34 protein-coding genes are annotated in these 22,328 nt (G+C 39.2%); 33 read left to right on the top strand and 1 reads right to left on the bottom strand.

All coding sequences use genetic code 11. The annotated features are described in order from the left end of the window. The first annotated feature begins 4 nt into the window (after positions 1-4). Entirely contained in the window at positions 5-3,670 is a 3,666-nt protein-coding gene (rpoC, locus tag J3U71_RS00780; RefSeq protein WP_267392328.1) for a DNA-directed RNA polymerase subunit beta', read from the top strand. A gap of 60 nt (positions 3,671-3,730) precedes the next feature. Here rpoC and J3U71_RS00775 read toward each other — a convergent pair whose 3' ends face one another. After that, the gene (locus J3U71_RS00775; protein WP_220268378.1) at positions 3,731-4,423 is read right to left on the bottom strand and encodes an A24 family peptidase; all 693 of its coding nucleotides are present in this window, start codon (positions 4,421-4,423) and stop codon (positions 3,731-3,733) included. Positions 4,424-4,601: 178 nt separating this feature from the next. Between J3U71_RS00775 and rpsL the strand changes: the two genes are divergently transcribed. From rpsL to rplQ, 32 genes are all read left to right on the top strand, one after another. Beyond that, positions 4,602-5,009, top strand: a complete 408-nt coding sequence (gene rpsL, locus J3U71_RS00770; protein ID WP_103752371.1) for a 30S ribosomal protein S12 — start codon at positions 4,602-4,604, stop codon at positions 5,007-5,009. 14 nt (positions 5,010-5,023) lie between these two features. Next, positions 5,024-5,494 (top strand): 30S ribosomal protein S7, encoded by a 471-nt coding sequence (gene rpsG, locus J3U71_RS00765; protein WP_220268377.1) that lies wholly within the window; start codon positions 5,024-5,026, stop codon positions 5,492-5,494. A gap of 23 nt (positions 5,495-5,517) precedes the next feature. Beyond that, the gene (fusA, locus tag J3U71_RS00760; protein ID WP_267392327.1) at positions 5,518-7,614 is read left to right on the top strand and encodes an elongation factor G; all 2,097 of its coding nucleotides are present in this window, start codon (positions 5,518-5,520) and stop codon (positions 7,612-7,614) included. A 429-nt stretch (positions 7,615-8,043) separates the two neighbouring features. Beyond that, a complete protein-coding gene (gene rpsJ / locus J3U71_RS00755; protein ID WP_046307586.1) occupies positions 8,044-8,352 on the top strand; it encodes a 30S ribosomal protein S10 in 309 nt (102 codons plus the stop codon). A gap of 25 nt (positions 8,353-8,377) precedes the next feature. After that, a complete protein-coding gene (gene rplC, locus J3U71_RS00750) occupies positions 8,378-9,007 on the top strand; it encodes a 50S ribosomal protein L3 (RefSeq protein WP_103752374.1) in 630 nt (209 codons plus the stop codon). A 14-nt stretch (positions 9,008-9,021) separates the two neighbouring features. Next, positions 9,022-9,654 carry a 50S ribosomal protein L4 gene (rplD, locus tag J3U71_RS00745; RefSeq protein ID WP_103752375.1) on the top strand — a complete coding sequence of 211 codons (633 nt, stop codon included), beginning with the start codon at positions 9,022-9,024 and terminating at the stop codon, positions 9,652-9,654. Beyond that, the gene (rplW, locus tag J3U71_RS00740) at positions 9,651-9,956 is read left to right on the top strand and encodes a 50S ribosomal protein L23 (protein ID WP_103752376.1); all 306 of its coding nucleotides are present in this window, start codon (positions 9,651-9,653) and stop codon (positions 9,954-9,956) included. The genes rplD and rplW overlap by 4 nt, the downstream gene beginning before the upstream one ends. A 15-nt stretch (positions 9,957-9,971) precedes the next feature. Continuing rightward, positions 9,972-10,808 (top strand): 50S ribosomal protein L2, encoded by an 837-nt coding sequence (gene rplB, locus J3U71_RS00735; RefSeq protein WP_103752377.1) that lies wholly within the window; start codon positions 9,972-9,974, stop codon positions 10,806-10,808. A gap of 18 nt (positions 10,809-10,826) precedes the next feature. Next, complete coding sequence (gene rpsS, locus J3U71_RS00730; RefSeq protein WP_103752378.1) at positions 10,827-11,105, top strand: 30S ribosomal protein S19; 279 nt, start codon at positions 10,827-10,829, stop codon at positions 11,103-11,105. Between the two features lie 19 nt (positions 11,106-11,124). Beyond that, positions 11,125-11,478, top strand: coding sequence for a 50S ribosomal protein L22 (rplV, locus tag J3U71_RS00725; protein ID WP_038523752.1), 354 nt, complete (start codon positions 11,125-11,127; stop codon positions 11,476-11,478). A gap of 13 nt (positions 11,479-11,491) precedes the next feature. Then, positions 11,492-12,163: a 30S ribosomal protein S3 gene (gene rpsC / locus J3U71_RS00720; protein WP_220268375.1), complete on the top strand. Its 672-nt coding sequence runs from the start codon at positions 11,492-11,494 to the stop codon at positions 12,161-12,163. After that, positions 12,163-12,603: a 50S ribosomal protein L16 gene (rplP, locus tag J3U71_RS00715; RefSeq protein WP_220268374.1), complete on the top strand. Its 441-nt coding sequence runs from the start codon at positions 12,163-12,165 to the stop codon at positions 12,601-12,603. The genes rpsC and rplP overlap by 1 nt, the downstream gene beginning before the upstream one ends. Beyond that, entirely contained in the window at positions 12,593-12,790 is a 198-nt protein-coding gene (rpmC, locus tag J3U71_RS00710; protein ID WP_103752381.1) for a 50S ribosomal protein L29, read from the top strand. The genes rplP and rpmC overlap by 11 nt, the downstream gene beginning before the upstream one ends. A gap of 18 nt (positions 12,791-12,808) precedes the next feature. Continuing rightward, positions 12,809-13,075 carry a 30S ribosomal protein S17 gene (rpsQ, locus tag J3U71_RS00705; protein ID WP_220268373.1) on the top strand — a complete coding sequence of 89 codons (267 nt, stop codon included), beginning with the start codon at positions 12,809-12,811 and terminating at the stop codon, positions 13,073-13,075. Positions 13,076-13,107: 32 nt separating this feature from the next. Beyond that, positions 13,108-13,476, top strand: a complete 369-nt coding sequence (rplN, locus tag J3U71_RS00700; RefSeq protein WP_034980437.1) for a 50S ribosomal protein L14 — start codon at positions 13,108-13,110, stop codon at positions 13,474-13,476. A gap of 17 nt (positions 13,477-13,493) precedes the next feature. Next, on the top strand, positions 13,494-13,745 hold the full coding sequence (rplX, locus tag J3U71_RS00695; protein WP_046307564.1) for a 50S ribosomal protein L24: 252 nt from the start codon (positions 13,494-13,496) through the stop codon (positions 13,743-13,745). A 14-nt stretch (positions 13,746-13,759) separates the two neighbouring features. Continuing rightward, the gene (gene rplE, locus J3U71_RS00690; RefSeq protein WP_103752383.1) at positions 13,760-14,302 is read left to right on the top strand and encodes a 50S ribosomal protein L5; all 543 of its coding nucleotides are present in this window, start codon (positions 13,760-13,762) and stop codon (positions 14,300-14,302) included. 12 nt (positions 14,303-14,314) lie between these two features. Further along, positions 14,315-14,500: a type Z 30S ribosomal protein S14 gene (locus tag J3U71_RS00685; protein WP_103752384.1), complete on the top strand. Its 186-nt coding sequence runs from the start codon at positions 14,315-14,317 to the stop codon at positions 14,498-14,500. Positions 14,501-14,522: 22 nt separating this feature from the next. Next, entirely contained in the window at positions 14,523-14,921 is a 399-nt protein-coding gene (gene rpsH, locus J3U71_RS00680; RefSeq protein ID WP_090092302.1) for a 30S ribosomal protein S8, read from the top strand. A 24-nt stretch (positions 14,922-14,945) separates the two neighbouring features. Next, the gene (gene rplF / locus J3U71_RS00675; protein WP_103752385.1) at positions 14,946-15,476 is read left to right on the top strand and encodes a 50S ribosomal protein L6; all 531 of its coding nucleotides are present in this window, start codon (positions 14,946-14,948) and stop codon (positions 15,474-15,476) included. A gap of 24 nt (positions 15,477-15,500) precedes the next feature. Further along, a complete protein-coding gene (gene rplR / locus J3U71_RS00670) occupies positions 15,501-15,860 on the top strand; it encodes a 50S ribosomal protein L18 (RefSeq protein ID WP_103752386.1) in 360 nt (119 codons plus the stop codon). Between the two features lie 16 nt (positions 15,861-15,876). Further along, positions 15,877-16,383: a 30S ribosomal protein S5 gene (gene rpsE / locus J3U71_RS00665; protein WP_103752387.1), complete on the top strand. Its 507-nt coding sequence runs from the start codon at positions 15,877-15,879 to the stop codon at positions 16,381-16,383. A gap of 13 nt (positions 16,384-16,396) precedes the next feature. Next, positions 16,397-16,582 (top strand): 50S ribosomal protein L30, encoded by a 186-nt coding sequence (gene rpmD, locus J3U71_RS00660; protein WP_220268372.1) that lies wholly within the window; start codon positions 16,397-16,399, stop codon positions 16,580-16,582. A gap of 23 nt (positions 16,583-16,605) precedes the next feature. Then, the gene (gene rplO / locus J3U71_RS00655; RefSeq protein ID WP_220268371.1) at positions 16,606-17,046 is read left to right on the top strand and encodes a 50S ribosomal protein L15; all 441 of its coding nucleotides are present in this window, start codon (positions 16,606-16,608) and stop codon (positions 17,044-17,046) included. Beyond that, positions 17,046-18,341, top strand: a complete 1,296-nt coding sequence (gene secY / locus J3U71_RS00650) for a preprotein translocase subunit SecY (protein ID WP_220268370.1) — start codon at positions 17,046-17,048, stop codon at positions 18,339-18,341. The genes rplO and secY overlap by 1 nt, the downstream gene beginning before the upstream one ends. A 10-nt stretch (positions 18,342-18,351) precedes the next feature. Next, positions 18,352-19,008 carry an adenylate kinase gene (locus J3U71_RS00645; protein ID WP_267392326.1) on the top strand — a complete coding sequence of 219 codons (657 nt, stop codon included), beginning with the start codon at positions 18,352-18,354 and terminating at the stop codon, positions 19,006-19,008. 65 nt (positions 19,009-19,073) lie between these two features. Next, positions 19,074-19,295 carry a translation initiation factor IF-1 gene (gene infA, locus J3U71_RS00640; protein ID WP_220268368.1) on the top strand — a complete coding sequence of 74 codons (222 nt, stop codon included), beginning with the start codon at positions 19,074-19,076 and terminating at the stop codon, positions 19,293-19,295. 14 nt (positions 19,296-19,309) lie between these two features. Next, the gene (gene rpmJ, locus J3U71_RS00635; protein WP_003647815.1) at positions 19,310-19,426 is read left to right on the top strand and encodes a 50S ribosomal protein L36; all 117 of its coding nucleotides are present in this window, start codon (positions 19,310-19,312) and stop codon (positions 19,424-19,426) included. Between the two features lie 23 nt (positions 19,427-19,449). Beyond that, positions 19,450-19,797, top strand: a complete 348-nt coding sequence (gene rpsM, locus J3U71_RS00630) for a 30S ribosomal protein S13 (protein ID WP_046307546.1) — start codon at positions 19,450-19,452, stop codon at positions 19,795-19,797. Positions 19,798-19,821: 24 nt separating this feature from the next. Next, the gene (rpsK, locus tag J3U71_RS00625) at positions 19,822-20,205 is read left to right on the top strand and encodes a 30S ribosomal protein S11 (RefSeq protein ID WP_034980403.1); all 384 of its coding nucleotides are present in this window, start codon (positions 19,822-19,824) and stop codon (positions 20,203-20,205) included. Positions 20,206-20,250: 45 nt separating this feature from the next. Beyond that, a complete protein-coding gene (locus J3U71_RS00620) occupies positions 20,251-21,189 on the top strand; it encodes a DNA-directed RNA polymerase subunit alpha (RefSeq protein ID WP_103752393.1) in 939 nt (312 codons plus the stop codon). 25 nt (positions 21,190-21,214) lie between these two features. Next, on the top strand, positions 21,215-21,598 hold the full coding sequence (rplQ, locus tag J3U71_RS00615) for a 50S ribosomal protein L17 (RefSeq protein ID WP_103752394.1): 384 nt from the start codon (positions 21,215-21,217) through the stop codon (positions 21,596-21,598). Positions 21,599-22,328 lie beyond the last annotated feature (730 nt).

Below are 22,328 nucleotides of genomic sequence, written 5' to 3'. Positions count from 1 at the left end.
ACTTTTGATCGACGTAAATAAATTTGAAAGCATGCAAATTGGTCTTGCTTCGCCAAACAAAATTCGGAGCTGGTCGTATGGTGAAGTTAAGAAGCCAGAAACGATTAACTACCGTACTTTAAAGCCAGAAAAGGATGGTCTGTTTGACGAAAGAATCTTTGGACCAACCAAGGATTGGGCCTGTGCATGTGGCAAATACAAGGGTGTAAGATACCGCGGGATCGTTTGTGATCGCTGTGGGGTCGAAGTTACTTCCTCTAAAGTTAGACGGGAACGGATGGGTCACATTGAGTTGGCCGCTCCAGTTACTCATATTTGGTACTTTAAGGGTATTCCATCACGGATGGGATTAATTCTTGATATGTCACCAAGATTGCTGGAAGAAGTTATCTACTTTGCAGCATATATCGTGATTGATCCAGGCGATACAGACCTTGAATTTAAACAATTGCTGACGGAAGCTGAATACCGTGAGCAAAAAGCTAAGTTTGGTAGTCGCTTTGAAGCAAAAATGGGTGCCGAAGCAATCCGTGACTTATTGCGCAAGGTTGACCTTGAAAAAGAAGTTAAAGATTTAAAGAAAGAATTGGAAACTGCTACAGGTCAAAAACGGACTCGTGCAATCAGAAGATTAGATATCTTGGATGCGTTTAAAGATTCTGGCAATAAGCCTGAATGGATGGTGATTGACGCTGTTCCAGTCATCCCACCAGACTTGCGTCCAATGGTACAACTTGAAGGTGGCCGTTTTGCCACTTCAGACCTAAACGACTTGTACCGTCGGGTTATTAACCGTAATAACCGTTTGAAGAGATTACTTGACCTGAATGCACCAAACATTATCGTTCAAAACGAAAAGCGGATGTTGCAAGAAGCAGTCGACGCTTTAATTGATAACGGTCGTCGTGGTCGTTCAGTTGTTGGGCCTGGTAACCGTCCACTTAAGTCACTTTCACACATGCTTAAGGGTAAGCAAGGACGTTTCCGTCAAAACTTGCTTGGTAAGCGTGTTGACTACTCTGGTCGTTCAGTTATCGATGTTTCACCAAAATTGAAGTTCTATCAATGTGGTGTTCCTCGTCCAATGGCACTAGAATTATTCAAGCCATTCGTTATGCATGAATTGGTTAAACGCAAGATTGCTTCTAACATTAAGAGCGCTAAGCGTAAGATTGATCGTGAAGACGATGATGTCTGGGATGTACTTGAAGATGTAATTAAGGAAAGAACGGTTTTACTAAACCGTGCGCCAACATTACACCGTTTGAGTATCCAAGCCTTTGAACCAGTTTTAGTTCCTGGTAAATCAATTCGTTTGCATCCACTTGCCTGTGAAGCTTACAACGCTGACTTCGATGGTGACCAGATGGCCATTCACGTACCTTTGTCAGATGAAGCTGTTGCAGAATCACGCTTGTTAATGCTTGCAGCTCATCATATTCTTGCTCCAAAAGATGGTAAGCCAATCGTTACTCCTTCTCAGGATATCGTTTTAGGTAACTACTGGTTGACTCAAGCTGAAAAGGGTCGTGAAGGTGAGGGAATGATCTTTAATTCACCTGACGAAGCAACTGTTGCATACAATAATGGTGATATTCACTATCACTCTATTATTGGAATGTCTGCGGACTCAATGCCAAAGAAAGCATGGCCTAAAGGTTACGAACACGGCATTTTCATTACTACCTATGGTCGTGTGATTTTCAACCAAATCTTCCCAGAAGATTACTTCTACGTTAACGAACCAACTGAAGAGAACCTGAATAATCCACTAGCTGCTAAGTACTTCTTGGAGCCAGGTGAGGATATTCATGAAAAAATTGATAATGTTGCTGGTGATCTAATTGCTACGCCATTTAAGAAATCATTCTTATCTGACTCAATTGCCACAATTTACAAGTACTACAAGGTTCAAAGAACTTCAGAATACCTTGATGACTTGAAGACACTTGGTTACACAAGTTCAACTACTTCTGGTATTACAATCGGAATGACCGATGTTCCAGAAATTGATGACAAAGATGAAAAAGTAGCTAAGGCCCACAAGCAAGTTGATGTCGTTTCTAAGCAGTTTAGACGTGGTTTAATTACTGAGCAAGAACGTCACGATCGAGTAATTAGTATTTGGAATGAGTGTAAGGACCAGGTTCAAAATGAGATTGCACAGATCTATGATCCACGTAATCCTATTACAATCATGGCTGACTCTGGTGCTCGTGGTAATATTTCTAACTTTACTCAGCTTGCCGGAATGCGTGGTTTGATGGCCACTCCTAACGGTGGTTTGTTCGAAATTCCAGTTACTTCAAACTTCAAGGAAGGTTTGTCAGTTCTAGAATTATTCATGTCCACTCACGGTGCACGTAAGGGAATGACTGATACGGCCTTGAAGACTGCTCAGTCAGGTTACTTAACTCGTCGTTTGGTTGATGTTGCTCAAGATGTTATTATCCGGGAAGATGACTGTGGAACTGATCGTGGTATCAATGTTCACTCAATCATGGAAGGTGACGAATTAATTGAGCCATTATACGATCGTTTACTTGGTCGGTTCACTGCTGAAACTGTTAAGGATCCACAAACCGGTGAGGCGATCGTTGGACCAAACGTAATGCTTGATGAAAATCTGTCACATAAAATTTGTGATGCCGGTGTTACAGACGTGAAGATTCGGTCAATTTTAACTTGTGATACCCCTCACGGTGTCTGCCGTAAATGTTATGGTATGAACCTGGCTACAGGTGAAGAAGTTGAAGTTGGTGAAGCAGTTGGTACTGTTGCCGCTCAATCCATTGGTGAACCTGGTACGCAGCTTACTTTACGTACTTTCCACAACGGTGGGGTTGCCGGTGCTGAAGATATTACTCAGGGTCTTCCTCGTGTGCAAGAATTGTTTGAAGCTCGTAACCCTAAGGGTCGTGCTATTATTTCTGAAGTTGATGGTGTTATTGACTCAATTCAGGAAAACCCAGCAGAACACACACGTGAAATTACTGTTAAGGGTAAGATTGATACTAGAAGCTACAGTGTTCCTTATACTGCTTCAGTTGCAGTCAGTGAAGGTGATGAAGTTCGCCGTGGTAACAAGCTGACTCTGGGTTCAATCGATCCTAAGGAATTAATTCAAGTAACTGATACGTTGACAACCGAAGAATACATCTTGGTTGAAGTACAAAAGGCTTACCGGATGCAGGGTGTTGACATTTCAGATAAGCACGTTGAGGTCTTAACTAGACAAATGTTGCAAAAAGTTCGTGTTCTTGATCCTGGTGAGACTAACTTGCTTCCAGGTGAAATCATGGATATTGGTGAATTCAAGGAACGCAACACTTCTGTAATTATTTCAGGTGGAATCCCTGCAACTGCTCAAAGTGTAATTCTTGGTATTACTAAGGCTGCCCTTGAAACTAATAGTTTCTTGTCAGCTGCTTCATTCCAGGAAACTACTCGTGTGCTGACTGATGCTTCAATCAGAGGCAAGAACGATCCACTTCTTGGTTTGAAAGAAAATGTTATTATCGGTAAGATTATTCCAGCCGGTACAGGTCTTCCAATTTACCGTGATATGGAACCTGAAGCTGATGTGAAGAAGCCTAAGTCTGTTTACTCAATAGCTGATATTGAGAAAAAGATGAAGGAAGCTGAACAAGCTGGGGAACCACAAGGATAAGTAAAATTTATTAATAAAAATAGCTTTTCTACTAATTAAAGTAGGAAAGCTATTTTTTTGCTATTGCAGAAGTAATTGAATGATTAGTCCAACAAAAATATATGGTACAAAGGCAATTTGCTTTTGCAAGGACCAAGTTTTTCTTTTTAGAAAGAATTGAAAGAGAAGTAGAAAAGAGCCAAAAAGAAAAACCAGGTTAGCAAAGTGAGGGGTAAAGAAAAAGGCTAAAATTAAGTAGATAATTAAATCACCCGAACCCAACTTCTTTTGCATAGTATAAAAAAGCAAGACTAGCAAAATGGGAATTAGTTCAATTAAATCGCCTAATTGCAACTTAAAGAGATGTTTGAACCTAAGTAGTGTTAATAAAAGTGCGGGAAGAATCATTGTTAGGTGAAATTCTAGCCTGTCATAATCGCAGATTGCGGCCAATAGTAAACAAAAAATGACAATCGCAGTGGCAATTCCGGTCATCTGACTAAAATCAATCTTAAGATATGCTAAACCACCCAAAAATTCGATTAACGGTAATTTAATGGGGATACTGCGCTGGCAGTAGCGACATTTTCCGTGTAAAAAACAATAGGACAAAATTGGCAACTCGTCCACCAAAGTAAGTTTAGTCAAACAGAAATCACAGCGAGAACGTCCCCAAATGAAGTCATCAGTATCAAAGCGGTCGCAAACAACACAGGCGTGGGATGCTAAGCAGGTTCCAATTAAAAAGTTAGTAAGTTGATAAATCCAAGCCATTTTTTACCTCCCATAATTAGTTACGCTAAAAATAAAAAACTTTTTTGCCAAAATAATTTTGCTTTTTGGTAAAAAGGGAGTACAATGTCAATTGTGCATTTTGAAGATAGATTCAGGACTAAAAAAGAAACTCCTGGATGTGTGAACAAGATAATCAAATTTTAGGAGGAACAATTTAATGCCAACCATTAACCAATTGGTAAGAAAAGGCCGTCACTCAAAGACGACTAAATCAAAATCACCAGCCTTAAGCTACGGCTACAACAGTATGAAGAAAGAATTAGTATCAAACCCAGCACCACAAATGCGTGGAGTTGCAACTCGTGTTGGTACTATGACTCCAAAGAAGCCAAACTCAGCTTTACGTAAGTATGCTCGTGTTCGTCTTTCAAACTTAATTGAAGTTACTGCTTATATTCCAGGTGAAGGCCACAACTTACAAGAACACTCCGTTGTTTTAATTCGTGGTGGTCGTGTAAAGGACCTTCCTGGTGTACGTTACCACATCATCCGTGGTGCACTTGATACTGCCGGTGTTGACGGCAGAAAGCAAGGCCGTTCTAAGTACGGTGCCAAGAAAGATTAAGGAGGAGATAAATAATGCCTAGAAAAGGACACGTAACTAAAAGAGATATTTTAGCGGATCCAGTTTACAATTCAAAGCTTGTTACTAAGTTGATCAACCACTTGATGATTGATGGTAAGAGAGCTAAGGCATCTTCAATCCTTTATGATGCTTTTGACATTGTGAAAGAAAAGACTGATAAGGAGCCACTTGAAGTCTTTGAAGAAGCTATGAACAACATTATGCCAGTTTTGGAAGTTAGAGCTCGCCGTATCGGTGGTTCAAACTACCAAATTCCAGTTGAAGTTCGTCCAGAAAGAAGAACTACTTTGGGCTTAAGATGGCTTGTTTCATATGCTCGTTTACGTAATGAGCACACAATGGATGAGCGTTTAGCTAACGAAATCATTGATGCTTCTAACAACACCGGTTCAGCAGTTAAGAAGCGTGAAGATGTACACCGTATGGCTGAAGCTAACCGTGCATTTGCTCACTATCGTTTCTAATTTTTTAAGGAGAGAAATAATTTATGGCTAATAAGCGTGAATTTCCATTAGAAAAAACACGTAATATTGGTATCATGGCCCACATTGATGCGGGTAAGACTACCACTACTGAGCGTATTCTTTACTATACTGGTAAGATTCATAAAATCGGTGAAACCCACGAGGGTGACTCACAGATGGACTGGATGGACGAAGAAAAAGAACGTGGTATTACCATTACGTCAGCTGCTACTACAGCTCAATGGAATGACTACAGAATTAATATCATTGATACACCTGGACACGTTGACTTCACAATCGAAGTTGAACGTTCACTCCGTGTTCTTGATGGTGCCGTAACTGTTCTTGATGCTCAAGCAGGTGTAGAGCCACAGACTGAAAATGTTTGGCGCCAAGCTGAAACTTACGGTGTTCCTCGAATTGTTTTTGTTAACAAGATGGACAAGATTGGTGCAGATTTTGATAAGTCTGTTAAATCTTTACATGAACGTTTAAACGCCAATGCTTTAGCTGTTCAAATGCCAATTGGTTCTGCTGATACCTTTGAAGGTGTTATCGACTTGATCAACATGGTTGCCGATGTTTATGATGAAGACAAGCTTGGTTCAAAATGGGATACTATACCAGTTCCTGACGAATATAAAGAAGAAGCAGAAAAGCGTCGTAACGACTTAATTGAACAAGTTGCAGACGTTAACGATGACATTATGGAAAAATACCTAAACGGTGATGAAATTTCCATTGATGAATTAAAAGCTGCTATCCGTAAAGCAACTTTGGAATTGAAGGCATTCCCAGTATTTGCTGGTTCTGCTTTCAAGAACAAAGGTGTTCAAATGATGCTTGATGGTGTTGTTGATTACCTACCATCACCATTAGATGTTAAGCCTTACGTTGCTCATGATCCTAAAACTGGCGAAGAAGTTGAATTGATTGCCGGTGACGACAAGCCATTCTCAGCTTTAGCATTTAAGATCGCAACTGACCCATTCGTTGGTCGTTTAACTTATATCCGTGTTTATACTGGTTCTCTTGAATCAGGTTCATACGTATTGAATGCTTCTAAGAACAGTCGTGAACGTGTTGGTCGTTTGCTTCAAATGCACGCTAACTCAAGAAGCGAAATTTCAGAAGTATTTTCAGGTGATATCGCTGGTGCGATTGGTTTGAAAAACACTACAACTGGTGACTCATTAACTGATCCAGATCACCCATTAATTTTGGAAAGTTTGGAAGTTCCAGATCCAGTTATTCAAGTTTCAATTGAGCCAGAATCAAAGGCTGACCGTGACAAACTTGATGTTGCTTTGCAGAAGTTAACTGAAGAAGACCCAACTTTCAGAGCTGAAACTAATGCTGAAACAGGTCAAACTTTGATTTCCGGAATGGGTGAATTACACCTTCAAATCATGGTTGAACGTATGAAACGTGAATTCCACGTTGAAGCTAAGATCGGTGAACCACAAGTTGCTTACCGTGAAACCTTCACTAAAACTGCTAAGGCACAAGGTAAATTTGTTCGTCAATCAGGTGGTAAGGGTCAATACGGTGACGTTTGGATTGAATTCACACCAAACGAAAGAGGTAAAGGTTACGAATTTGAAGATGCCATCGTCGGTGGTGTTGTTCCTCGTGAATTTATCCCTTCAGTAGATGCTGGTTTGCAAGAATCAATGAAGAACGGTATCCTTGCTGGCTACCCATTGATCGATGTTAAGGCTAAGCTTTACGATGGTAGTTACCACGAGGTCGACTCTTCAGAAGCTGCCTTCAAGGTTGCTGCTTCACTTGCTTTGAGGAATGCAGCTCCTAAAGCTGGTGCTGTTATTCTTGAACCAATTATGAAGGTACAAGTTATCACACCTGAAGAATACTTGGGTGATGTAATGGGTTCAATTACCGCTCGTCGTGGTACAATGGACAACATGGTTGACCGTTCAGGTGCTAAGGTCTTGAACTCAATGGTTCCACTTGCTGAAATGTTTGGTTACGCAACTACTTTGCGTTCATCAACTCAGGGACGTGGTACTTTCACAATGGTATTTGACCACTATGAAGCAACTCCTAAGTCAATTCAAGAAGAAATTATTAAGAGCCGTGGCGGCAACAACGCTGACTAGTTTTTAATAACTGACAATAAAAATTAACAACAATTTTAATCGAGCTATTGGTAAATCCGATAGCTCTTTTTTATTTAAAAATGAGTCTATTAGCGACCATAAAAAATTAAGAATGGCATTGCTCAAATTCTAAGCAAAAAAATTTACAAAATATATTTGGTAGAGTAAATTTTTATTTTGCCATTGCTTGTTTTCAGAAAATCATGAAAAAATTAAAGAAAAAGTCCTAAAACCCTTGATATTTAGGCTTAAAGTAAGTATACTAGTTTTTGTGCGCTTAGGGCATAGTATGCTCTATTGCACATATTTGTTGTAAAGCGTTGATGCAAAAGGTTGCGGCACACCAGGCTGCATTGCCACAGAGGTGGCGCCGGGAATTTTTGCGGAAGCTAGTCATCTTTTAAAAGAAGACGTTGAGGAGGTAATTCAATGGCAAGTCAATCAATTCGTATCAGACTTAAGTCTTACGAACATGGTATTCTCGATGAATCGGCTGCTAAAATTGTAGAAACAGCTAAGAGAACTGGTGCTGAAATTTCAGGTCCAGTTCCTCTACCAACAGAACGGGTATTATTCACTGTTCTTCGTTCACCACACAAGAACAAGGACTCACGTGAACAGTTTGAAATGCGTACGCACAAGCGTTTAATCGATATTTTAAGCCCTACACCTAAAACTGTTGATTCTTTAATGAAGCTTGATCTACCAAGCGGCGTTGACATCGAAATCAAATTATAATTTTTAAAGAGAAAGAGGTGTAATCATGACCAAAGGAATCTTAGGAAGAAAAGTCGGTATGACTCAAGTCTTCACCAAAGATGGCATCCTTGTTCCTGTAACTGTTGTCGAAGCAACTCCTAACGTTGTTATGCAAGTTAAGACTGTTGAATCAGACGGTTACGAAGCAGTTCAATTGGGATACCAAGACAAGCGTGAAGTTTTGAGCAACAAACCAGAAAAAGGTCATGCTGCAAAAGCAAAGACTTCGCCTAAGCGCTTCATACGTGAAATCCGCGGAGTTGAGCTTAAGGACTACGAAGTCGGCTCAGAAGTTACTGTGGACACATTTAAGGAAGGTGACGTCGTAGACGTTACTGGTACTACAAGAGGTCATGGATACCAAGGTAACATTAAGCGTTGGGGCCAATCACGTGGACCTGAAACTCACGGATCAAGATACCACAGAGTTCCTGGCTCAATGGGTTCCATCATTAACCGTGTACCAAAGGGCAAGCGTTTGCCAGGTCACATGGGTATGAAGAAAGTTACCATTGAAAACTTAGTAATTGAAAAGGTTGTAGCTGACAAGAACGTATTACTTATCAAAGGTAATGTTCCAGGTGCTAAGAACTCATTAATTACTGTTAAATCTGCTGTTAAGAATAATAAATAGGAAGGAGGACTAGAATGGCTAATTTAAAAGTTATCGATCAAAAAGGTAAAGATGCTGGTGAAGTTACTTTAAAAGATGAAGTATTTGGTATTGAACCAAACGAGAGCGTTGTTTTCGATGCAATCATCAGACAAAGAGCTGGCAAGCGTCAAGGTACCTCAAAGGTTAAAAATAGATCTGCTGTTCGTGGTGGTGGTAAGAAGCCTTGGAAGCAAAAGGGTACAGGACGTGCTCGTCAAGGTTCAATCAGATCACCTCAATGGCGCGGCGGTGGTGTAGTCTTTGGACCAACTCCACGTTCTTACGCATACTCAATGCCAAGAAAGCAACGTCGTTTGGCTATCAAGTCAGTTCTTTCCCAAAAATTGATTGATCAAGATTTAATCGTTTTAGACCAGTTGACATTGTCAGCTCCTAAGACTAAAGAATTTAAGTCAATATTAGACAGCTTAAATATTGAAGGTAAAGTACTTGTTGTTTCAGAAGACAAGAATGTACAACTTTCAGCAAGAAACTTGCCAAAAGTTAAGGTTATTACAATTAACGGCTTAAACGTTGAAGATGTAGTAAACTATGACAAGTTAATCTTGACTAAAGACGCTATTGAGAAGATTGAAGAGAATGTTGAGGGGGCTTCGAAGAAATGAGTGCACATGATATCATTTTAAGACCTATCATTACTGAAAAGTCAACGAACTTAATGGATGATAAGAAGTACACTTTCAACGTGCTTTTAACTGCAACCAAGACTCAAGTTCGTAACGCTGTTGAGGAAATCTTTGATGTCAAAGTTAAAAAAGTTAATATCATGAATGTTCGTGGTAAAGACAAGCGTGTTGGCCGTTACACTGGTAAAACAGCTCGTAGCCGTAAAGCAATTGTCACTTTAACTGATGATTCAAACGACATTAAGATTTTCAAAGACGAAAATCAAGAAGAAAATAAGTAATAGGAGGTCAGTCAATTGGCTATTAAGATTTATAAGCCAACCACAAATGGTCGCCGTAATATGACTTCTTCCGACTTTGCTGAGATTACTAAGAGCAAGCCAGAACGTACCTTGCTTGAATCACAATCACACACTGCAGGTCGTAACTCATATGGTCATATTACAAGTAGACACCGTGGTGGTGGTCATAAGCAAAAGTACCGTATCATCGATTTCAAGCGTAACAAGGACAATGCAAAAGCTGTTGTTAAGGCTATCGAATACGATCCAAACAGAACTGCTAACATTGCACTTCTTCACTACACTGATGGTATCAAAGCTTACATTTTAGCTCCCAAAGGATTAAAAGTTGGCGATGTGGTTGAATCTGGTCCTAATGCAGACATTAAACCAGGTAATGCTTTACCATTAAAGAACATTCCTACTGGTACTTCAATTCACAACATTGAATTAAGACCTGGTAAGGGTGGACAACTTGTCAGAAGTGCTGGTGCCAATGCTCAAGTTTTGGGTAGTGACGGTAAGTACACTTTAGTTAGACTTCAAAGTGGCGAAGTTCGTAAGATTTTGTCAACTTGTCGTGCAACTATTGGTGTTGTTGGTAACGAACAACACTCATTGATTCAATTAGGTAAGGCTGGCCGTAGTCGCTGGTTAGGCAGACGTCCACAATCACGTGGTTCTGTAATGAACCCTAACGATCACCCACATGGTGGTGGTGAAGGTAAGGCTCCAGTTGGTCGTCCACAACCTATGACTCCTTGGGGTAAGAAAGCTCGCGGTATCAAGACTAGAAATAGTAAGAGAGCTAGCGAGAAGTTAATTATTCGTCACCGTAAGGGTAACAAGTAATAGAAGGAGGGTTAATTAATGAGCCGTAGTATTAAAAAAGGGCCTTTTGCAGACGCATCTTTGCTAAAGAAAGTTGATGCACAAGCAGACACAGAGAAAAAACAGGTTATTAAAACCTGGTCACGTCGTTCAACTATTTTCCCTTCCTTCGTTGGTTTGACTATAGCTGTTTACGATGGTAGAAAACATGTTCCAGTTTACATTACTGAAGACATGGTTGGTCACAAGTTAGGTGAATTTGTTCCAACAAGAACTTTCCATGGACACAAGACATCTGACGATAAGGCAACTAAATAGAGGAAGGAGAAACACTTAAATGGCAGAACAAATTAGTTCAGCTAGGGCTGAAGCAAGAACTGTTCGTATTGCTCCAAGAAAAGCACGTTTAGTCGTTGACTTAATTCGCGGTAAAGACGTTGCTGAAGCATTGGCAATCTTGCAATTTACGCCTAGAGCTGCTTCCCCAATCGTTGAAAAAGTTTTACGCTCAGCAATCGCTAATGCGGAACACAACTACGATCTCGAAAGTGCTAACCTTTACGTATCAGAAGCATACGTAAATGAAGGTGCAACTTTAAAGAGATTTAGACCACGTGCCAAAGGTATGGCTTCTCCAATTAACAAGAGAACAAGTCATGTAGTTGTAGTAGTTTCAGAAAAGAACGATTAAGGGAGGTATATTAATGGGTCAGAAAATTAACCCAAATGGTTTTCGTCTCGGCGTAATTCGTGACTGGGAATCTAAATGGTATGCTGACAGAGGATATAAAGAAACCTTAAATGAAGACCTGAAGATCAGAAAATTCATTTCTAAGAAATTAAAGGATGCCTCTGTTTCTACTGTTGAAATTGAACGTGCAGCAAACAGAATCAACGTATCAATTAATACCTCAAAGCCAGGTATGGTAATTGGTAAAGGTGGTTCTGAAGTTGAATCTTTAAGAAAAGAATTAAATGCGTTGACTAACAAGCAAGTTCACGTTAACATTGTCGAAATTAAGAAACCAGATCTTGATGCTAAATTGGTAGCAGATAGTATTGCAAGTCAACTTGAAGCTCGTATTGCTTTTAGACGTGCAATGCGCCAAGCTACTCAAAGAACTATGCGTGCTGGTGCTAAAGGAATCAGAGTTCAAACTTCTGGTCGTTTAAACGGTGCTGACATGGCGAGAAGAGAATGGCATACTGAAGGTCGTGTTCCATTACAAACTTTAAGAGCAGACATTGACTATGCTTGGGTAAATGCCTTCACTACTTATGGTGAAATTGGTGTTCAAGTATGGATCAACCGTGGCGAAGTCTTACCTTCAAAGAGTAAGCAACCTGAAAAAGCTGTGAAGGGAGGAAACAAATAATGCCTCTAGTACCAAAAAGGGTAAAGCACCGTCGTGAATTCCGTGGTAAGATGCGTGGTGCTGCTAAGGGTGGCAAAACCATTGCCTTTGGTGAATATGGTTTACAAGCTCTTGAATCACACTGGATTACTACCCAACAAATCGAAGCTGCTCGTGTTGCGATGACTCGTTACATGAAGCGTGGTGGTAAAGTTTGGATTAGAATTTTCCCTCAAAAATCATATACTGCTAAAGGTGTAGGTGTACGTATGGGTTCCGGTAAAGGTGCACCAGCCGGCTGGGTAGCTGTTGTTAAGAGAGAAAAAATTATGTTTGAAATTGGTGGCGTTAGCGAAGCAACTGCTCGTGAAGCTTTAAGACTTGCTTCAACTAAGTTACCAATTAAATGTAAGTTTGTGACTAAAAGTTCGGAAGTAGGTGGCAATTCTAATGAAGGCTAAAGATATCAGAGCACTAACCACTGATCAGATGTTGGACAAGGAAAAGCAATACAAAGAAGAACTCTTTAATTTGCGTTTTCAACAAGCAACGGGTCAATTAGAAAATACCGCTCGCCTAAGCAAAGTCCGCAAGAACATCGCTAGAATTAAAACAATTCTAAGTGAAGATGCATTGAAGAAAGATTAGTGGAAGGGAGTTATTAACTTGAGCGAATCAATCGAAAGAAATCGTCGTCACGTATATCAAGGTCGAGTAATTTCTGATAAGAATGACAAAACTATCACTGTTGTTGTTGATACTTACAAGAATCACCCTGTTTACAAGAAGCGTATCAAATATTCTAAGAAATATTACGCACAAGACGAAAATAATGAAGCTAAAGTTGGCGATACTGTTCGTATCATGGAAACCCGTCCATTATCTCGTACAAAGCGCTTCCGTTTAGTAAAAATTGTCAAGAAATCTGTATAGTTTTGCGGATTTAGTGAGGGGAGGATTAAATAGTGATTCAAAATGAATCCCGTTTAAAGGTTGCTGATAACTCAGGTGCCAGAGAACTATTAGTTATTAGAGTCTTAGGTGGTTCAAGACGTAAGACTGGTAACATTGGTGACATCGTGGTTGCAACTGTTAAACAAGCAACACCAGGTGGCGTTGTCAAAAAAGGTGACGTTGTCAAAGCTGTCATTGTTAGAACAAAATCAGGCGCACGTCGTGAAGATGGTTCATACATCAAGTTTGATGAAAATGCCGGTGTAGTAATTAATGCAGATAAGAGCCCACGTGGTACTCGTATCTTTGGGCCTGTTGCACGTGAGCTGCGTGAGCACGACTTTATGAAGATCGTCTCTCTTGCTCCTGAAGTCTTATAATTAAGTGAGGTGCACTGATGTTTGTTAAAACTGGTGACAAAGTAAAAGTTATTGCCGGAAAAGACAAAGGTAAAGAAGGTACTGTTCTTTCTGTTAACGTTAAGAAAAACCGTGTGGTTGTTAAGGGCGTTAACACAATTAAGAAACACCAAAAGCCTTCGCAAACTAATGCAAATGGTGGTGTAGTTGAATCAGAAGGTTCAATTCACGCATCAAACGTAAAAGTTATTGCTAAGTCTGAAAGCAAAAAAGAAGAAACTAAGAAATAGGAAGGAGGACACAAATGGCAAATTATTTAGCTGAAGAATATAAAGAAAAAATTGTTCCTGCATTGCAAGAAAAGTTTGAATACAGCTCAGTTATGCAAGTACCTAAGATCGAAAAGATCGTTTTGAACATGGGTGTTGGTGACGCAGTTACTAACGCAAAGAACTTGGATGAAGCAGTCGAAGAATTAACTTTGATCTCAGGTCAAAAGCCTTTAGTAACAAAGGCTAAGAAATCAATCGCTAACTTCCGTTTACGTGAAGGTATGTCTATCGGTGCTAAGGTAACACTTAGAGGAGACAGAATGTATGATTTCTTGTACAAGTTAATTAGTGTTTCGCTTCCTCGGGTTCGTGACTTCCGCGGTGTTTCAAGCCGTTCATTCGATGGTCGTGGTAACTACACTTTAGGTATTAAGGAACAACTTATTTTCCCAGAAATTGACTTTGATAAGGTTAATCGGACAAGAGGTTTAGATGTTGTTATCGTTACTACTGCCAACACTGATGAAGAAGCTCGTGAGCTTTTAAGTCAATTTGGTATGCCGTTTGCAAAATAATGGAGGACACTAATGGCTAAAACATCACAAATAATTAGAAATCATCGTCCTGCTAAATTCTCTTCACGTGAATATACTCGTTGCGAGAGATGTGGTCGTCCACACTCCGTTTACCGTAAATTTGGTTTATGCCGTATTTGCTTGAAGGATTTAGCTCACAAAGGTCAAATCCCAGGTCTTAAAAAGGCTAGTTGGTAATACGGTTAGGAGGATAGCATAAATGGTCATGACAGATCCGATCGCAGATTACTTGACTAGAATTAGAAATGCCAATATGGCAAAGCATAGTTCAGTTGAAATTCCTGCATCAAACATTAAAAAATCTATTTCAGAAATTTTGAAACGCGAAGGTTTCATCCGTGATTACGAAGTTACTGATGACAACAAACAGGGCATTATCAAGATTTTCTTGAAATATGGTCCAGACGGAGAACGTGTCATTTCAGGCTTAAAGCGTATTTCTAAGCCAGGTCTTAGAAATTACGTTAGTGCTGAAAACTTACCTAAAGTTCTTAATGGTTTAGGTATCGCCATCGTTTCAACTTCTGCTGGTGTAATTACCGATAAAGAAGCTCGACAAAAAGACGTCGGCGGCGAAGTTATCGCTTACGTTTGGTAATTCTGACAGAAAGGAGAACAATCAATGAGCCGTATTGGTTTAAAAACAATTGAAGTCCCAGATAGTGTCACAGTTACCAAGGATGGTGACAACATCACCGTTAAGGGACCAAAGGGTGAATTAACTAGATACTTCGATCCAAAGATTACTTTCAAGCAAGAAGATGGCAAGATTAACTTTTCACGTTCAAGTGAAAGTGATAAAGCACTTCACGGTACTGAAAGAGCTAACTTGGCATCAATGGTTGAAGGTGTAGTTAATGGCTACAAGAAGACTTTGAAGTTAATCGGTGTTGGTTACCGTGCAACAGCACAAGGCAACAAATTAACATTAAATGTTGGTTACTCACACCCAGTTGAAATGACTGCACCAGAAGGTGTTTCCGTAAAAGCTACTTCAGCAACTGATATTGAAGTAGAAGGGATTTCTAAGCAAAATGTTGGACAATTTGCTGCTGAAATCCGCGATGTACGTCCACCAGAGCCTTACAAGGGTAAAGGTATTCGTTACACTGACGAATATGTACGTCGTAAGGAAGGTAAGACAGGTAAGTAATAAATAAATTTTTGAGGTGAAATTGTGATTTCAAAACCAGATAAAAATAAGTTACGCTTAAAGCGTCACAAACGTATTCGTGGCAAGATTTCTGGTACTGCTGAGCGCCCACGCTTAAGCGTTTTCCGTTCAAACAAAAACATCTACGCTCAATTAATTGATGACGTAGCGGGTGTAACGCTAGCAAGTGCCTCAACTTTGGATGATTCCGTAGCTAAGGATTCAACTAAGGTAGAACAAGCTCAAGCTGTAGGTAAGGCAATTGCCGAAGCAGCTAAAGCTAAGAACATTTCAAATGTTGTGTTCGATAGAAGTGGTTACCTATACCATGGCCGTATTTCAGCTTTGGCAGATGCCGCTCGTGAAAACGGATTAGATTTCTAGGGAAGGAGAATAATACATGGCAAACCGCAACGATTCTCGCAATAATCGCAGAAATAAAGACGACATCGAAGATCAGTTAGTAGCAATTAATCGTGTCACCAAGGTTGTCAAGGGTGGTCAACGAATGAGATTTGCTGCCTTGGTAATCGTTGGCGACAAAAAAGGTCGTGTAGGCTTTGGTACTGGTAAAGCTCAAGAAGTTCCAGAAGCAATCCGTAAGGCCGTTGAAGCCGGTAAGAAGAACATGATTACTGTTCCTAAGGTTGGTACTACCATTCCTCACGAAGTAATCGGTCACTACGGCTCGGGTAGCATCTTAATTAAACCTGCTCCTGCTGGTTCCGGAGTTGCTGCCGGTGGTGCTGTTCGTATCGTTATGGATATGGCTGGTATCGCTGATGTTACTTCTAAGTCACTTGGTTCAAACACTCCAATCAATGTTGTTCGTGCAACTATTGATGGATTGAAAAAACTTAAGACCAGTGAGCAAGTTGAAAAACTACGTCACGCTGATTTAGATTAGGGAGACAAAATAAATGACTGAATTAAAAGTTACTTTAATTAGAAGTGCTGCGCACCGTCTACCTAACCAACGAAAAGTTGTTAAAGCCTTAGGCTTAGGTAGAATTAATAGTACAGCTACTCTACCAGACAACGCCGCTACTCGTGGTGCACTGTTGAAAATTGCACATTTAATCTCTGTTGAAGAGATCAATAAATAATTAATTAAGGAGGTGCCGAATTAATGAAGCTTCATGAATTACATGCTGCTGAGGGTTCACGCAATACTAGAAAACGTGTTGGACGTGGTACTTCAAGTGGTTACGGAAAGACTTCTGGCCGTGGACAAAAGGGTCAATTAGCCCGTCAAGGTGGACACACTCGTTTAGGTTTTGAAGGTGGCCAAATGCCATTATTCAGAACTATGCCTAAGCGTGGTTTTAAGAACATTAACCGTAAAGAATATGCAATTATTAATTTAGACGACTTAAACAAGTTTAAAGACAACGACGAAGTTACTGTTGCTAGTCTTAAAGAAAACGGCTTGGTAAAGAAAGAACTATCAGGCGTTAAGCTGCTTGCTAAGGGTGAGCTAAAAGTTAAGTTAAACGTAAAGGTTAACAAGGTTTCCGCCGCTGCTAAAAAAGCAGTTGAAGCTGCCGGCGGATCTGTTGAGGTGATCTAATGTTTTCGACTTTGAAGAACGCCTTTAAGGATAAAGAAATTCGAAATAAGATTTATTTCACACTCTTTATTCTTTTGCTGTATCGCATTGGAGCTAACATTACTGTTCCAGGTGTCAATGCAAAAGCGATTACTCAAGTTGCACAAACTGGTTTAGTTCCAATGCTGGACACTGTTTCCGGTGGTGGGCTAGATAATTACTCAATTTTTTCACTTGGTGTTTCGCCCTTCATTACTGCGCAAATTGTTATCCAATTGTTGCAAATGGACATTGTTCCTACTTTAGTGGAATGGGGCAAGCAAGGTGAAGTTGGCCGCCGTAAGACAAACCAAGTTACAAGATGGCTTGCACTATTTGTCGCATTTTTTCAAAGTCTTGGAATCACGCTTGGATTTAACGCTTTGACTGAAATGGGACTAGTTAAATCCCAAACTTGGCAAACTTACTGTGAAATTGCAATCATCATGACTGCGGGCACGATGCTTTTGACCTGGCTTGGTGATGAAATTACCGATAAAGGTTTGGGTAACGGCGTTTCAGTAATTATTTTTGCCGGTATTATTGCTCGACTTCCACGCGGTCTTTGGCAGTTATATAAAGATGAAGTGATCAATAATAGTGCGAGTGATCGTTGGCAAGGAATTGTGTTCTTCATTGCGATTCTCATTGCAATACTCATCGTAACGCAGATAGTTACTTGGGTTGAACAGGCTGATCGCCGTATTCCAATCCAATACACTAGACGAGCAACTACTAGTGGCTCAGAAAGTTTCTTACCATTAAAAGTTAATGTCTCAGGTGTGATTCCAGTAATTTTCGCTAGTTCGTTTATTGTTACACCAGCTACAATTTTAATGGCCTTTCAAAGAACTCAAGGCGACCAACAATGGTATAAAGTAATGACTAACATTTTTAGTATGCAGACTACAACCGGTGTTATCATTTACACTCTTTTGATTGTACTGTTTACCTTCTTTTATGCTTTTGTTCAGGTTAATCCTGAGAAACTTGCAAAGAATTTGCAAAAACAAGGTGCTTACATTCCTAGTGTATGGCCAGGTAAGGATACGCAAGATTATGTTTCAAAGTTGTTAATTAGATTATCAACTGTTGGTTCAGTATTCTTGGGTTTGGTGGCTTTACTACCACAACTTGCTACTAATATTTGGGACTTACCGAGTTCAATTGGACTAGGTGGTACTAGTCTTTTGATCGTAATCGGAGTTGTCTTGGAGTTATCTCGTCAAATTAACGGTTTGTTAATGAAGAGAGAATATGTAGGATTCATCAGATAGGAACGAATAAATGATTAATTTATTTCTTTTAGGTTTGCCGGGTGCTGGTAAAGGAACAGTATCAGAGCAAATTGTTGATAAATATCATCTAACTCATATTTCAACTGGGGATATGTTTAGAGAAGCAATGGCTAATGAGACCAAAGTTGGTCTTGAAGCTAAAAGTTACATTGACAAAGGTGATTTGGTACCGGACGAAGTTACTGCTAGATTAGTAGAAGAACGTTTGGGTCAACCAGATATTAAAGAAGGCTACATTTTAGATGGCTTTCCTAGGACGATTGTTCAAGCTGAACTTTTGGAAGATATCACTAAGAAGTTGAACGAACCTTTAACTAACGTAATCTCTTTAGAGGTTAAGGAAGATACTTTAGTCAAACGTTTATCAGCACGCTTTATGTGTAAAAAGTGTGGTGCCACTTATAACAAAATTACTAAGATGCCTAAGGTAGAAGGTACTTGTGACCGTTGTGGCAGTCATGAATTTTATCAACGTGAAGATGACAAGCCAGAAGTAGTTAAGAATCGTTTACAAGTTAATGAAAAGATGAATACACCTTTGAAAGACTACTATCAAAAGAATGGGTTGTTAACCTGTGTAGATGGTGAACAATCTCCTGAGAAAGTCTTTGAAAGTGTTGATGCGGTTTTAAGTAAAAAGCAATAATTTGTATATTTACTTTTCCGTGTTATAATTTCAAAGTATGACTGTTTAAATGCGGAGGAACAGCTTTGGCAAAAGATGATGTCATTGAAGTAAAGGGTAAAGTTATTGATACTTTGCCTAATGCTATGTTTAAGGTTGAATTGGAAAATGGAGCAAAAATATTAGCACATGTTTCTGGGAAAATCAGAATGCACTATATTCGTATTTTACCCGGAGACCGTGTTACTGTAGAACTTTCTCCTTACGATTTAACAAAAGGTAGAATTACTTATCGGTTTATAAAATAATAACGGAGGGAAACATGAAGGTTAGACCATCTGTTAAACCAATGTGTGAACATTGTAAGATTATTAAAAGACATGGTCGTGTGATGGTTATTTGTTCTGCAAATCCAAAACACAAACAGCGTCAAGGTTAAAAATAAAATAGGAGGTGCAATTTATGGCACGTATTGCTGGTGTTGACTTACCAAGAGATAAAAGAATAGTTGTTGCATTAACATACATTTATGGCATTGGTGAACCAACAGCTCAGAAAATTTGTGCGGATGCTGGTGTTTCTGAAGACATACGTTCAAAAGATTTGACTCCAGATGATCAAGAAAAGCTTCGCGCAGAAGTTGATAAATACCGTGTTGAAGGTGACTTGCGTAGAGAAGTCAGCATGAATATCAAACGGTTAATTGATATTGGTTCTTACCGTGGTATGCGTCACCGCCGTGGACTTCCAGTTCGTGGACAAAATACCAAGAATAATGCCCGTACTCGTAAGGGTAGTAAGAAGAGATAAACAAAAATATAAGGAGGTTTATTGATGCCTAAAACAGCACGTAAGCGTCGTGTGAAGAAGCACGTTGAAAAAGGCGTTGCTCACATTCATTCTACGTTTAATAATACTTTAGTCATGATTACTGACGTTCAAGGCAATGCAATTGCTTGGTCTTCAGCTGGTGCATTGGGCTTTAAAGGTAGTCGTAAGTCTACCCCATTTGCAGCTCAAATGGCAGCCGAAGCAGCAGCTAAGAGCGCAATGGACCAAGGCATGAAACATGTAGAAGTTTCTGTTAAGGGTCCTGGTGCTGGTCGTGAATCTGCTATAAGATCACTTCAAGCTACTGGACTTGAGATCACTGCAATCCGTGATGTCACTCCAGTTCCCCACAATGGTTCTAGACCACCAAAACGTCGTCGTGTTTAATTTTGTTCTTAATGAAGGACGTTGCGTTTTGAAAGGGGCCTAGTAATGATTGAATTTGAAAAACCAAATATTACCGTTGTGGACCAAGAGAAGGCTTATGGTAAATTTGTTATTGAACCACTTGAACGAGGCTTTGGTACTACTTTAGGTAACTCATTACGTAGAGTTTTACTTACATCTATTCCAGGTACTGGACTTGTTTATGTTCAAATTGATGATGTTTTACACGAATTCTCCACTGTTCCAGGTGTTAGAGAAGATGTTGCTAAGATTATCTTGAACCTGAAGAAGCTTGAATTAAAATCTTTTTCAGATGAGCAAAAGACCATCGAAGTAGATGTTGAGGGTCCAGCTACTGTTACCGCCGATGATCTGAAAGCCGATTCAGATATTCAAATTCTGAATCCAGATCAATATATTTGTACCATTGCTGACGGTGGTCACTTGCATATGCAGATTGCAGTCAAAAATGGCCGTGGTTACGTTGCCGCAAGTGAGAATAAGAGTGAAGATATGCCAATTGGTGTTATTCCGGTTGATTCTCTCTTTTCACCAATTAAAAAAGTTAATTACCAGGTTGAGTCAACTCGTGTTGGTAAAAGAGACGATTTTGACAAGCTCACTTTAGAGATTTGGACTGATGGTTCAATCAAGCCTAATGACGCCCTTAGTTTTGCTGCCAAAATTTTGGTGGCGCACTTTAAAGTGTTTGAAACTGCTGATGCAAATACCCAATTCAATGATGTTATGGTTGAAAAAGAGGACGATACTGCAGAGAAGAAGCTCGAAATGACAATTGAAGAGCTTGATTTATCTGTTCGTTCCTACAACTGTCTTAAGCGTGCCGGCATTAATACTCTGCAAGAACTGACTGATAAGACAGAAGCAGATATGATGCGTGTACGTAATTTAGGACGTAAATCATTAGAAGAAGTTAAAAATAAATTAACTGATTTGGGACTTTCACTTCGTCAAGAAGATTAACTAACAAATAAAAGGAGGTAAACTGATGGCATACCGTAAATTAGGTCGCGATAGTGCACATAGAAAAGCAATGCTTAGAGAAATGACTACTCAATTGATCATGAACGAACGCATTGTTACTACTGAAACACGTGCTAAAGAAGTCCGCAAAACTGCCGAAAAGATGATTACTTTAGGCAAGCGTGGTGATTTAGCTGCAAGAAGAAAAGCTGCTGCTTACGTTCGTAATGAAGTTGCTGACATTCAAGAAGAAAAAGATGCAGTTGTTGTAAAATCAGCATTGCAAAAACTCTTCAGTGATATTGCACCCCGTTACAAAGACCGTAATGGTGGTTACACCCGTATTTTGAAGTTAGCAAAAGCTCGTCGAGGCGATGCTGCTCCAATGGTTATTCTAGAATTGGTTTAAGTTAGAATAACCAAAACTTAATAGCTATTAAGAATTACCCGTGAGAGTGAGAATAAGCGTTAAGATGATGACGAAAGTTTAGTCTAGCTTAGATAATTCATTTTATCCCTCCTCAGGGTGATTTTTTTTTTCTGAATTCAATTGAAATGTAAAGTTTCAGCCTGAATTTAATATTTGTTTTTGAATGAATCCTAATTTTAGTGTAGCAACCAACGGATATATCTATCTAAGTGAAAGTCACGAATTTGCTCATATAAAGAGATGCAACTTTAGTTGAAACAAAAAAGTTTTGATTTAAGATCTTCTGATTGAACTCTTTTTAAAAATATTAAAATAATTGGAGTAGGTAAAAAGCTAATACGTTTCTTTTAATAGAAGTAAATTGTTATGTTTCAAATTGATTTTTTTATTTGAAACAAGTATAGTCTGACTATAATTCGATAAGTAACTGGTAAATAAAAAATGATTTTTTCAGTATGTTTCTTTAAAATTGTAATTAAAGAATAAATTTAATAATTATTTATGAGGTAAACAAGGGAATTCATTTTGGCATTCATTAAAGTTCACATTCTACTCAAAAGAGTCAGAAATTAAAAATTTAAACTAACTGTTTTCTCTTCAAACCGATTTTAAAAAATAAGTACCAAGACTTATTTGACTAAAAAATTGAAGAATGTGAGCCAAGAAAAGGTAATAAATTTTCCTTAAAAAGTAAACTCAAAATCATCAA

Source organism: Lactobacillus sp. B4015 (genome assembly GCF_026536055.1).
In the GTDB taxonomy this organism is placed as follows: domain Bacteria; phylum Bacillota; class Bacilli; order Lactobacillales; family Lactobacillaceae; genus Lactobacillus; species Lactobacillus panisapium.
This window is presented reverse-complemented; position numbering and strand designations above follow the sequence as displayed.